Raw genomic sequence first — 13,794 nt, forward strand, 5'->3', positions numbered from 1 at the left:
GCTGTTGCAGTGACGTGACCCCCTGGTACAACCCCTCGCTGGCAGCCGTTCGTTGACGGATTATTGCGGTGGCGGGGGAATCCATATGGGCCGCTTTTGGGCAACTCTTCGGCGTGCACGCATGGCGCCGAGGCCTACTGCACTGGTCGCGGCCGGTGCCTTGATCGCAGTGCTGGCAGGACAGTCGGCTCAGGCCCTGCCCGCGGGTGCGGGCCGGCCGGTGACCCCGCAGCAGCAGGTCGGCACGGCCGCGGGCAGGAAGCACGTGGTGACCGCCGCCGCGACCGGGAGCAGGGCCCGGTCGAAGCTCGGGGCCGCCGACCCCGGCAAGGTCAAGGGGGCCGTCAGGGCCTATCGAGCCCATGTCAGACAGAACGATCCGGCCAACTCCGGCAGCAGGACCCACAAGGCCCCGAAGGCTGTCTCCGCCCCGTCGGCGACACAGCCCCGGGGCTTCGATATCTCGACCAGCGTGGAACAACACGGCCTCGACACCGCCACCACGACCGTATACAAGAACGCCGACGGCACCTACACGGCCCAGATCCACACCCACGCCGTCAACCACCGCCAGGCCGACGGCAGCTGGGCGCGCATCACCGGGGCCGTCCCGAACGGCTCGACCACCGCTTCCCACCGCACGAGCCGTGCGGCGCTCAGCAATGCCGGCAACCCGACGGGCCAGGACAACGCCTCCTCCTCGACCTACGTCGAGTCGGGCGTCACCCAGAACTTCCACGGCAACGGCCAGCTGTACGTCGGCAAGTACCAGAGCCACGACTACAACTCGTTCCTGCAGTTCAGCGGCTTCGGCACACAGTTCGCCAACGACTACGTCGTCAACTCGACCCTGTGGCTGGACACCGAGTACTCGGGTCAGGACACGACCGGCACCTGCTCCTCCCAGGCCGTGAACGTCGCTCCCGTCTCCGCCTCCTGGGATCCGGCGAAGATCGACACCTACCCCGGCCCATCGGCCGGAGCGCAGATCGGCACGGCCAGCTTCGCGGCCGGCACCGACTGCTCCAACGGACGTCAGTGGGAGGGCATCAGCCTCGACACCAAGACGGTGATGAACTGGGCGCACGGCTGGGCGTCCAACTACGGTCTGCGGCTCAGCGCCGCGTCCACCGCGGCGGCGGCCAAGGAGTTCTACGCCGACGACCCCTATCTGGCCATCGAGTACACGCCCAACGGCGCGGGCGCCTCCTACTCCGAGGTCAGCTACGCCTCCCCGTGGAACAACCAGCCCGGCTGGGGCAAGGTCACCGTGCAGAACCGCGGCACGGCCACCTGGACGCCGACCAACGGCTACAAGCTATCGTACCAGCTCTACACCGTCTCCGGTACCACCCGCACCCTGCTCACCAGCCCAGCCGCGACCCCGGCCGCTATGCCCTCGACGGTCGCACCGAACAAACCGGCCACCGTCACCGCCTCGATCCCCGCACTGACCGCGGGCAAGACATATCTCATCTGCTGGGACATGTCCTACAACGGGACGCTGTTCTCCACCTACGGAGTCCCGCAGACCTGTTACTCCCTGCCGGTCGTCAACAACCCGCCGATCGTGGACACCTTCACACCAGGCAACAACGGCTCGGTATTCGGCCTCACGCCGACACTCGCGGTGACCGCGCACGACCCCGACAACTACCCGGGCACCGGGCTCAGTTACTCGTTCAACGTCTATGCCAACGGTTCGACCACAGCTCTGGCCACTTCCGGTTCACTGACCACGCCGACGTGGACGGTCCCGGCGGGCAAGCTCGCCTACGGCAGGACGTTCTACTGGACAGCCCAGGTCAGTGACGGCAACGCGGCCTCACTGTGGTCCGCGCCCGACTACTTCACCATCCCTGCCGCCCCCCAGCCGCTGGTCACCGCGCACCTCGGCGCGGCCCCGTACGACGCCACCGTCAAGGGCGTCGACCCGCAGCTCGGCGACTACTCGACGCAGACCACCGACGCGACCGTCCCGGGGCCATCCGACGGCCCGACGCTCAGCGTCCAGCGCACCTACAACAGCCTGGACCCCGGTGTCTTCAAGGCGTTCGGCGCGGGCTGGTCGTCGCTGCTGGACATGCGCGCCACCGAGGACGCGGACGGTTCGGGCAACGTCGTGATCACCCTGGCGGACGGGCGCCAGGAACGGTTCGGCGCCAACGGTGACGGCACGTACAGCCCGCCGGCCGGCGACTACGCCGTCCTGTCCGCGCCCGCCCCCGGGTACGGCACCTCCGGCTTCATGCTGACGGAGAAGTCGGGCACGCGGTACTTCTTCCAGGACCAGGTCACCGACCCCGTCACCGGCCAGACCTACTGGGGGCTGACTCAGTACGGCAACCGTGACGGTCACGGCCTGGACATCCAGTGGACGCACGTCACCCTGACCCTTCCGGACGGCAGCGCCATCAAGCCCGAGGAGCCCACGGGATTCGGCTACAACCTGGACCAGGACAACGGGTTCAACGCCGGCGACCACAACACGGCGGACATGCCCGTCACGCTGCAACTCACCTGGGGCGTACAGCAGGTCACCACGTCCGACGGCACCGTCAAGAACGTCCCGCACGTCGACAAGGTCACCTCGAAGCCGGGCCTGTTCACCACCACCCTCGACCCGTGGACGTACGGCTACGACTCCGCCGGCGACCTCACCTCGGTCTGTCCGCCGGCCTCCAGCAGCACCACCGCGACGGACTGCACCCAGTACAGCTACACCTCGGGTGCCGCCTCCGGGTCGCACTTCGCCTCCATGGTCCTGGACTCCAACCCGACCGACTACTGGCGGCTCGGCGACGCGACCGATTCGGTCACCGCCAAGGACGGCGTCGTCGCCAACGAGGGCACCACCGACGCCACCGCCGCCCATCTCACCTTCGGCCAGGGGGGCCCGTTGGCCGGCACCCCAGCCACCGCGGCCTCCTTCAACGGCACCAGCTCCTACCTGGCACTGCCCGACAACCTGCCGGCTGGCGCCGGCAACCTCGCGGTCGGCATGTGGTTCAAGACCACGCAGGCGGGCGGGACGCTCTTCTCGTACCAGAGCGGAAAACCCGGTACCGCCGTTTCCGCGAACTACACCCCGTCCATCTACATCGGCACCGACGGCAAGGTCCATGCCGAGTTCTGGGACGGCAAGGTCACGCCGATGGCGTCGCCCAAGGCCGTCAACGACGGAACATGGCACTACGTGGTGCTGTCGGGGGCCCGCACCAACCAGGCCCTGTTCCTCGACGGCGCCCAGGTCGCCACCCGCACCGGCAGCACCATCACGGTGAGCGGGGAGCCCTACACCACCGTCGGCGCGGGCGAACTCGCCGGGTCCTGGCCGTCGGTACCCTCGGGCAACGCTCTGGGCTGGTTCAACGGTCAGATCGAGGACGTCTCCTTCCTCCAGCACCCGCTCGGCCTGCCCGCCGTCCAGCAGGAGTACGCCTCCGCCACCCTGGCCTCCCGCGAACTGACCGGCACCACCCTGCCCTCCGGCAAGACCGCGCTCGCCGTCGCCTACGACGCCCTGACCGACCGCGCCTCCTCCGTCACGGACGCCGACGGCGGCACCTACCAGCTGGCCACCCCGGTCACCACCGGGAGCAACGACTACTACTACGGCGCCGTGCGCGGTACCCGGCCCGCCCACGACTACCCGATGACCGAGTCGTCCGGCCTCGCCGCCGCCGACCAGTACGGCATCGACAACCCGGCCGGCGGCGCCTCCGACGGCATCTACAACGACGTCATGCTCGGCGAACCCGGCATCTTCGGCCCCGGCGGGGACACCGCGGCCGGCTTCAACGGCACCGACTCCTCCCTGTCGCTGCCCACCGGAGCCCTCGACGACAGCGGCGGAAACGCGTCCGTCGCCCTGTGGTTCAACACCAAGCAGGCAGGCGGCGTCCTCCTCTCGTACCAGAACGCCCCGATCGGCTCGGTGCCCACCAGCTACACCCCGGCCCTCTACATCGGCACGGACGGCCTGCTGCACGGGCAGTTCTGGGACGGCAGCCTCTCCCCGATGGCCTCCAAGGCGGCGGTCAACGACGGCAACTGGCACCTGGTCGTGATGACCGCGAGCGGCACGGGCCAGACCCTGTGGCTCGACGGACAGAGCCAGGCCACACGCACCGGCAAGTCCATCGCGGGCCAAGCGAAGACCTGGGGCGAGACCACGGTGAGCGTCGGCGCCGGATACGTCGCCGGCTCCTGGCCGAAGCCGCCCACCAACGCGCAGGGGTACTTCAACGGCGAGATCGGCCAGGTCGGCATCTACCAGACCGACATCGGCCAGAGCAGCGTGGAGTCCCCGCTCGGGCTGTACACGGCCAAGGGCTCGGCCACCATGCTCATGCCGTCGACCACACTGACGGTCACCGACCCCGCCCAGCACACCGAGACGTACACCTTCGACCCCTCCAACGGGAACCGCACCACCTCCGTCACCGACGCGGGCGGCGGCCGGACGACGTACGCCTACGACTCCCTCGGCTTCCAGGACGCCGTCACCGACCCGGACGGACACTCGACCAGCCGTCAGCACGACGCGTACGGCAACGTCCTGGCGACGACGACGTGCCGTCAGGTGAACTCCTGCCAGACCTCGTACTTCAGCTACCACACCAACGCGTCCGACCCGATGGACCCGCTCAACGGCAAGGTCCTCTACGCGTCCGACGCCCGCTCCGGCGCTACCGGCACCGCCAACCCGGCCTACCGGACGGCCTACACGTACACCCCGTTCGGTGCCCTGGCCTCGGTCACCACGCCTCCGACACCGGATTATCCGAGCGGCCGGAAGACCAGATACACGTACTACAACGACAACGAGACCTTCAAGGACACCAACGGCGTGGCCTACACCGAGGTGTACGGGATGCTCGCCACGGTCACCGACCCGAGCGGCAAGGTCACCCGCTACCACTACTGCGGCACCGACCGCCTCGGGAAGGTGTGCAGCGAGACGGGCCCGTCCGGCCGGACCACCTACTACCTGAACGACTCCCTCGGCCACCTCACCACCAAGGCGGTCAGCTCCGACACCTACCCGGTGACGTTCACCTCCTCCGGCGCGCCGGTCGGCGGCGTGCAGACCAAGTACACCTACGATCCGCTGGGCCGGACCCTCACCAAGACCGGTCCGGCGACCACCGACGCGGTCAGGGGCGTCACCCACACCCCCAAGACGACCTACACATACGATGCGGACGGCGACCTGACCGGCACCTCGACCGCTGACACCACCGGCCACGACACAACCCGTGCCACCGCCTACGTCTACGACGACAACGACCGGGTCAAGACCGTCACCGACCCGGCAGGTCAGGTCACCGCGTACACGTACGACAACTTCGGCCGCCGGACGACCGAGACGAACCCGGGCGGCACCACCTACCGCTACGCCTACTCGCCCACCGGCCAGCTGCTCACCACCACCCTGCTCGGCTGGACCGGCGACCCGACCGCGCCATCCGACCCGACCGACCTGGTCGTGGAGTCCCGGGCGTACGACCCAGCGGGGCGGCTCGCGTCCGTCACCGACTCCATGGGCCGGACCACCGCCTACAGCTACTTCGACGACAACCTGCTCCAGTCCCAGACCGACGCCTCCGGCACGTCGATCGCGACCACCACCAAGGCCTACGACTACGACGCCGCCGGCAACATGACGTGGGAGTGCGACGTCTGGTCCGGCACGTCCTGCCTCAAGCAGACCCAGTACACCGTCGATGCCGCCGACCGGACCGCCAAGACCGTGGTCGACCCGTCCGGCGTCAACCGGATCACCGTCAACACCTTCGACCCGGACGACAACGTCCTGTCCCGCATCCTCACCGGCGGCGGCCAGACCCGGCAGATCGGCTACTCCTACGACGCCGCCGGGAACCGCATCGCCCAGTCCGTCCGGACCGACACCACGGGGCCGACCGGCTACTGGCCTCTCACCGAGGGCACGGTGGCCGCCGCCGACTCCTCCGGGAACGGCTTCACCGGCACCCCGTCCACCGGCGCCGCTTGGGGGCCGCCCGGTAGCAACTACACATCGTTCAACGGCACTTCCGGCGCCGTCCTCACCAGCGGCACACCCGTCGTGGACACGGCCAAGGCATTCTCCGTCTCGGCGTGGGCGTACCTGAGCGCCACCAGCACCACGAAGGACTTCACAGTCGTCAGCCAGCAGGGCGCCCAGAACAGCGCTTTCCAGCTGGAGTACAACCACACCACCAAGTCCTGGGCCTTCGTCCGCCCCGGCAACGACACCAGCACGGCCACCAACTACGTCGCAAGCGACCCCACTCCGGCCACCGCCGGCACCTGGACCCACCTGGTCGGCGTCATGGACGCGCTGGGGGACATGAGCCTGTACGTCAACGACGTAGAGGTCAGCGGCAACTGCCTCAACTGCACCCTGGTGACCGACCCCACGCCGATGGCCAGCACCGCGGGTGTGGCGATCGGCCGGGGGAAGGCCGCCGGCGCCTCGGTCAACTGGTTCGCGGGCCGGGTCCGCGACGTCCAGCTCTACGGGCGTGAACTCAAACCCGTCGAGATCGGCCAGCTCTACGCCTCGGCCACCACCACCGGTGAGTCGCCCATCACGGTGGGCGCGGCGGGCTGGTGGAAGCTGGACGACGGTGAGAACCCGTCCGCCGGCGACCACTCCGGCGCCGGGAACGCCGGAACGCTGAACGCGTCGACGAGCTGGTCGACGGAGAACAGCGGCTCCGCCGTCTTCGCCGGGGCGGGGCAGATCGCCACCGGCGGGCCGGTGCTCGACACCACCAAGAGCTTCTCGGTGTCCGCCTGGGCGAAGATCACCAGCACCCCGACCGGCACCTGGCAGACCGTCATGGCCCAACAGGGCACCCAGGCCGCCGGGTTCTCGCTCGACTACAACCCGACCGCGGGGCGGTGGGCGTTCGACCGGGCCACCACCGACGTCGCGTCCCCGACCCTCGCCGGTGCCCTCTCCACCGCCGCCCCCACCCTCAACGCCTGGACCCACCTGGTCGGTACGTACGACGCGAGCAGCGGAAAGATGACGCTCTACGTCAACGGCGCCGCCCAGAACACCGCGACTGACACCACACCGATCGCGAGCTCCGGGGGGTTCGTCATCGGCCGGGGATACACGGCCGGCGCGGCCGCCCAGTACTTCAACGGCTCGGTGAACAACGTCCAGACGTACAACCGCGTCCTGTCCGCCACCGAGGTCGCCTCGCTGCACTCCTCGGCCGGCACCGCGGGCTCCGCGCCGCTGATCACCAGCTGGACCTACGACCAGCGCGGCCTGCCGGTCACGATGACCGACGCACGCGGCAACGCCGCCGGTGCCACCGCGTCCGCGTACACCACCCACTACGCCTACGACGAGGACGGCCGGCTCACCACCACGTCCTCGCCGCCCGTCAGCACCGAGACCGGCGGGGGCGCCGCCCAGCAGACCGTGGCGATCACGAAGTCGGGCTACGACACCTACGGCGAACCGGTCGAGACCGACGACGCCAACGGCAACATCGTCACCACCACCTACGACCTCGACGGCCGTGTCCAGGCCGTCTCCCAGCCGGCGTACACCCCACCGGACGGCTCCGGCACGGTCACCCCGACCACCTCCTACACGTACGACGCGCTCGGAGAGGTCCACACCGAGACCGACCCGCTTCAGCACACCGCGTCGTACGTCTACGACCAGCTCGGCGACCGCGTCCAGCAGACCCTGCCGGGCAGCCTGGTCACCCACGTCGGCTACGACACCGACGGCGAGGTCCTCAACACCACGGACCCGACCGGCGCCAGGACCGAGGCGACGTACGACGCGCTCGGCCGCGAGGCCACCAGCACCCAGGTGGAGCGCAGGCCCACCTCGGCGGCCTACACGACGAAGTACGGCTACGACGGCCTCGGGGACCTCACCTCGATCGAGGACCCGCTCGGCAACACGGCCACCGCGACCTACGACGCCCTCGGCGAGACCAGCACCGTCACGGACTCGTTGCACAACACCACTTCGTACGCGTACGACGTTGCCGGGCAGGTAACCAAGACCACCGCCCCCGACTCCACGGCGAACGCACAGGGCTACGACCAGGCGGAGAGGCTCGTCTCCGTCGCTCGACTCGACGCGAACGGCGCCACGCTCAGTTCCACCTCGTACGGCTACGACGCAGCGGGCAACCAGACCTCGGCCACCGACGCCCGGCAGCACACCACCACCGCGACCTTCGACGCACTGAACCGGACCGTCAGCCAGACCCAGCCGGTGGACGCGAGCACCTCGATCACGACCTCCTTCGGCTACGACGCCGCGGGCAACGAGACCCGCTACACCGACGCCGACAAGAACGCGACCTACTACACCTACAACCCGCTGGGGCTGCAGGAGACCAGCGTCGCCCCCAGCGTCACCGGTCTCACCTCGGCCGCCGACCGCACCACGACCTTCTCCTATGACGCCGACGGCAACCAGCACACGCTAACCCGCCCGGGCGGGGTGACGATCACCGAGTCACACGACGAGAACGGCCTGCTGACCGCCGAGTCCGGCACCGGTGCCGAGGCCGCCACCACGGCCCGCTCCTTCGGCCACGACGCCGACGGCCGTCTCACCTCGGTCTCCGCGCCGACCGGCACCGACACCTTCGCCTACGACGACCGCGGCCTCCTCCTCACCATGGCGGGCCCTGGCGGTAACGCGAGCTACGGCTACGACTCCGACGGCGACATCGCAACCCGTACCGACGCCACCGGGACCGCCACCTTCGGCTACGACGCCGACGGCCGGGTCAACAGCGAGACGGATCCGCTGACCGGCACCACGGCCACGCTCACCTACAACCAGCTCGGTCAGACCAAGTCCGTCACCTACGGCTCGGGCGGCGCGACGAGGTCCTACGACTACAACGCCTCCCACCAGCTCTCCTCCGACGTCCTGAAGACCCCCTCGGGGACCACGGAGGCGTCGGTCGCGTACACGTACAACGCCGACGGCCAGATCGCCACCCAGACAACCACCGGCACGGCGGGCTCCGGCACCAGCACCTACGACTACGACTACGCCGGCCGTCTGAAGTCCGCGGCCACCGGCTCGGCCACCACCAGCTACGGCTACGACGCCAACGGCAACCGCACCAGTGCCGGTGCCGCCACCGCCACGTACAACGCCCGCAACGAACTGACCTCCGTCACCAGCGGGTCAGCCACCACCACGTACGCCTACACCGCGCGCGGAACGACGTCGAGCGTCAGCTCCGGCGGCTCCACCACCACCTACACCTCCGACGCCTTCGACGAGCTGACCGCCACCGGTAGTGGCGGCAGCTACAGCTACGACGGCCTGGGCCGGCTGGCCACCGCGAGCTCGGGCGGTCGCAGTGCCGCCTTCAGCTACGCCGACGGCACCAACAACCCTGTGTCCGACGGTACCCAGAAGTTCGCCCGGGACGCGGGCGACGGTGTGCTTGCGGTGAGCGCGGCCGACGGTACGGGCGCCGACCTCGCCCTGACCAACGGTCACGGTGACGTCACCGGCACCTTCACGGCCACCGGCACGGCGCTCACCGGCTCCACCGCCTACGACCCCTACGGCACGCCCACCGCGACCACTGGCAGCCGCAGCGACCTGGGCTACCAGTCCGGCTGGACCGACCCGGCCACGAACTACGTCAACGCCGCCGCCCGCTGGTACAACCCGGCGAACGGCGACTTCACCAGCGCCGACACGGTGAGCAACCCGCCCACCCCGGCCGTCGACGCCAACCCGTACGCGTACGGCAACGACGACCCGCTCGACGCCACGGACACCTCCGGCCACGACGCCTGCACCAGCGACGACATCAAGGCCCAGGAGGAGGCGTACGAGGCGCAGCAGGCCTATCTCAAGCAGTGGCAGGCGGGTGCCTGGGACCGGATGGAGAAGTACTCCCAGGACCAGCACAAGGCCTGGGAGCGCGAGAACGCCCGGAGGATGGCCCAGAACGAGGCCGACGAACGGGCCCTGCAGCAGCAGATCGCCGATCAGGAGCGGCAGTTCGAGAACGAGTTCAACGACGCCATGAACTGGGAGCCGTCGGGTCGTTCGGGCGGCCACGGTTCGGGCTCGGACTCGGGTTCGTACAGCGTCTCCTACGGCAACTCGTACGGCTCCTACGGCTCGTCCGGGGGCTACTCGTCCCTCTACTACGGAGTCGCTGTCGGCGGCGCGCTGACCTACGGCTACGGCGCCGCGAGCTCCGCGGGTGGCGGGGCTGCCGCCACCGAGGGGCTGGAGGCGGTCGGCGACGTCATCTGGGAGGAACTCGCCTCGGCCAGTGCGGAGGAACTCCTCTTCGGTCTCGTCCTCGCCGCCTCGGCGGACGACGACTGCGGCGCCCACGGCATCCCCACTCGCCCCAAGAACCAGAACCTCGGCGGCATCAACACCACCCCGGTCATCGGCGCCACCCCGGACGAGGACGCGGCCGCGGCCGCCGCCCACCAGGCGGTCAGCTCGTCGGCAGCCACGGACACGGGCGTCACCACGGCCACCAACGGCGCCGGCGGCAACGGGACGGGGACCGACGAGGACAGCCAGTGCGGCAACGTGCCGCGTGACGTCCGCTACCAGTACGAGGACCTCGACGCGAAGAACCGGGCCCAGGGGGCGACCGCGTTGATCTGCCCATCGGACCTGAAACCCAGCGGCAGTAAACGGGACAGCATAGCCTCGGTCCCCGTGGCCGGGTTCCCGGACGGCCCCACGAACAGCCTCGGCCCGGGAAGGGCGACCTACAACAAGACCCACATCATCGGTGACCAGTTCAACGGCGCACCGAAGGCCGAGAACCTCTTCACCGGATACGACCGTATGAACAAGAGCGGCATGCGGCGGTGTGAGAAGAGGATGGAGACGCAACTCAAGCAGGGCAACTGGGTGCAGTATTCCGCGACCCTTGAGTACTCCGACGACACGAACCCCATACCCACCGGAATACACATGACGGCCACTACCAAGGCAGGACCGCTGTTCGATGTGACAGTGGAGAACAACTCAAGCTGGCAGGACACATGCTGAGCCTTTCGGACCTCGAACGCACGATCCGTGGGCTGCGGGCGGTGCGTCCGGCGTCGCCCCGCCGGGTCGACTGGCCAGCCCTGGAGCGCTCCCTGGGCGTTGGTCTGCCCGCGGACTTCAAGGAGTTCGCCGAGGTCTACCCTCCGGTGGAGATCGACGAGTTCCTCCGGATCTGGAGTCCGGCGCCCGGACGGGAGGAGGAGTTCGTCGAAGGGGTGCGGTACGGCCTAGAAGTCCTGCGGGATCTGGAGGAGGCCGGCGACACCGAGGAGTACACGGCCTACCCGGAGCCGGGAGGGCTGCTGCCGTGGGGCGAGTCGCTCGAAGGCGATGTCTTCTACTGGCGTACGGTCGGGCCGGATCCGCAGCAGTGGCCGGTGGTCGCCAGCGGGCGAAACGGCGCCTGGTGGGAGTGCGCGGGCGGCATGCTCGCGTTCCTGGTCGGGGTGGCCGACGGGACGGCCGACAGGTCCGAGCTCCCCGACGGCGTACTCGGACCGGCCGCGTCCGTGGTCCTGCTCGGTCCGTGACGTCGCCTGCGGGTGGTATCCCCTTGCACGTGGACAGAGAAAGGCCATCGCCGCAATCTTCGTCTGCGGCCCCTGGACGCTTGAGTCGTACGCCGCGACGATGGGGCCGAGGATGGAGCACGACCCCTTCGTGCCCGGGGAGGTGCTCCCCACCAAGGGCGGCATGCTGCTGTAGGGGAACACAGTCGACGGCGACCAACGGTTCCTGGTCGACCGGGGTGACGGCCGGTGGGCGGTCGAGGCCTTCCTGCGCTTCTGGGCGGACTGGTACGAGTCGGACCTGACGCTGCTGGAATGGCTGCGCCAGGCCCTCACCGGGCCGCTGCCGGAGTGGCCGATGCGTCACACGCTGGTGCCGGCACGGCAATGACCGCGGCGGGTGCCGAGCTCCGCACATGCGCCGGAGGCGGACCGATGAACATCGGTCCGCCTCCGGCGTGACGTCAGGCAGGTTCTCCCGCACCTTCCCCGAAACCGGGCGCCTGCTGCGCGGCGGCAGCCTGCGCGGCCTTGCGACGTTCGCGCCGGCTCACCCGCGGCTCCTGGTCCGGCAGCCAGCCGAAGATCATGGAGCTGCCTGCAACCCCCAGGACGAGGCCGACGAAGAAGCCGCCCAGGTTGGAGGTGACCCAGGTGCCCAGGGAGCACATGATGCCGAGGACGGAATAGAAGAGGCGCTGTGAGGGGCTGAAGAGGGTCAGCAGGCCGCACAGCACCATCACCGCCGGAAGCAGATAGCCCGCCAGGCCCTGCATGCCGACATGGATGACGACCTTCAGCGAGGCCTTCACGGTGAGCAGGATCCACAGGCCGCCGAGAGTCAGCAGCAGCCCACCCCAGAACGGCCGACGGGCCACCCATTCCCCGAAGGTGGGCCGCCCCCCCTGCTGGGGAGTGTCTGTGCCGGACATCAGCAACCCGAGTCGCTGAAGCTGAGCCTCAGACCGGGGAGCGTGAACGTCGCCGCGGTCGTCTTGTAGTTGGTCTGCCGCAGGTTGTCGATGTGCACGGTGTCGGACTGCTGGCCGAAGACGCCTATGGGCCCCTTCACCCCGGCCTTGGAGAGCGTGCTCGCGTCGTTGCCGATCTCGATGTTGTTGAAGGACGCGTCGCCCGTCAGCAGGGTCGAGTCGGTGGTCAGATCGGTCGCCTGCACCTTCGACGAGCCGCTACCCGCCTTGATCAGCAGGTTGGTGCCGCCGAGGTCGACGCTCTGGCACAGGCTGTCCAGCGTCGCCTTCTTGATCGCGGAGGTGACGACCAGCACCTGACCGCCGGTGTCACCGGCGTTCGGGCTGCCGTCGGCCATGTTGTCGAGCGCGCCGAACTGCTCGAAACCGGTGCCGTCGAGCGACTTGGCGGTGACCGTGAAGGGCATGCCGGAGATGTAGAAGTTCACTCCCAGCGCCCCCTGGGCGGTGAGGATCGCGAGGCCGGCGAGGGCTCCGACGGCGGGGACCGCCATCACCGCGGCGCGGCGCAGCCGGACCCGCCCGCGTCTTGCGGGGTCGGGCGAGGAACCGCTTTCCGGGTTCCCTGGTGTGAGGTCGGCGGACGAGGCCATTTCTGCTCCCATGTGCATAGTCAGTGCGGGTTGGGCATCAGCGGCGCGTTGTCCTGGCGCGGACAGCGGCTGCGAGCGCACGCCTCCCCCCAACTCCCGGACGGATGGAAGGGCTTTCTCGTACTCCGCAGTAGCCAACCCGGAAGTTACCCGTGGTTACTTTGGGGGGTCAAGGGAGTTGTGAAAAAAGGATGTTGATTGTGTGCCGCCTGTGGCCCGCCGTCGGCTGGGACTTTGTCCGAGCATCGCGCCCTGGCTGTGGAATTCCTTGAACGATCGTCAACTCACTTGCCACCGCTTGACGTTGACTGACCCTCAGGTCTACAACTCTCCCTGGCTTCCCCCGGATCCGTGGCGCCGGATCCCAGCCACGCGGCACCGTCCGCGTTTCCCGGACCTCAGTTGTCCATCACGGGCGCAGCGCCGCCCGGCACAAACTCTCCACGGCCCGGCACGGGCAATTCCCCCCTGGTCCCCGCCGGGCCGAATCCTCCGTCCGGCCCGGCCGCCGGCCCTCCCCACGGGTCTTCGGCCGGTCACCGGCCGGTCGTCATTGCCGGTCCGTGACGTACGGAGAAGGCGTCACGGACCGGCAACGACGAATGCCGGCACGCGCCTTCGTTTCCAGCCACCCCCCACGTCCCACC

4 protein-coding genes are annotated in these 13,794 nt (G+C 69.2%); 2 read left to right on the forward strand and 2 right to left on the reverse strand.

All coding sequences use genetic code 11. The features are described 5' to 3' along the window. Positions 1-169 precede the first annotated feature (169 nt). Complete coding sequence (locus tag GRC12_RS20080; RefSeq protein WP_208780690.1) at positions 170-11,053, forward strand: LamG-like jellyroll fold domain-containing protein; 10,884 nt, start codon at positions 170-172, stop codon at positions 11,051-11,053. Then, positions 11,047-11,583, forward strand: coding sequence for an SMI1/KNR4 family protein (locus GRC12_RS20085; RefSeq protein ID WP_208780691.1), 537 nt, complete (start codon positions 11,047-11,049; stop codon positions 11,581-11,583). Before GRC12_RS20080 ends, GRC12_RS20085 begins: the two co-directional genes overlap by 7 nt. A 443-nt stretch (positions 11,584-12,026) precedes the next feature. Here GRC12_RS20085 and GRC12_RS20090 read toward each other — a convergent pair whose 3' ends face one another. Then, the gene (locus GRC12_RS20090) at positions 12,027-12,494 is read right to left on the reverse strand and encodes a DUF6114 domain-containing protein (protein ID WP_208780692.1); all 468 of its coding nucleotides are present in this window, start codon (positions 12,492-12,494) and stop codon (positions 12,027-12,029) included. Then, positions 12,494-13,147 (reverse strand): DUF6230 family protein, encoded by a 654-nt coding sequence (locus tag GRC12_RS20095; RefSeq protein WP_244373385.1) that lies wholly within the window; start codon positions 13,145-13,147, stop codon positions 12,494-12,496. The genes GRC12_RS20090 and GRC12_RS20095 overlap by 1 nt, the downstream gene beginning before the upstream one ends. Positions 13,148-13,794 lie beyond the last annotated feature (647 nt).

The organism is Streptomyces griseorubiginosus (assembly GCF_017614965.1).
Lineage (GTDB): Bacteria > Actinomycetota > Actinomycetes > Streptomycetales > Streptomycetaceae > Streptomyces > Streptomyces griseorubiginosus_B.

Coding starts and splice junctions, on each gene's coding strand:
- GRC12_RS20085 (WP_208780691.1), top strand. CDS start 11,047: ATGCTGAGCCTTTCGGACCTCGAACGCACGATCCGTGGGCTGCGGGCG.
- GRC12_RS20090 (WP_208780692.1), bottom strand. CDS start 12,494: ATGTCCGGCACAGACACTCCCCAGCAGGGGGGGCGGCCCACCTTCGGG.
- GRC12_RS20095 (WP_244373385.1), bottom strand. CDS start 13,147: ATGGCCTCGTCCGCCGACCTCACACCAGGGAACCCGGAAAGCGGTTCC.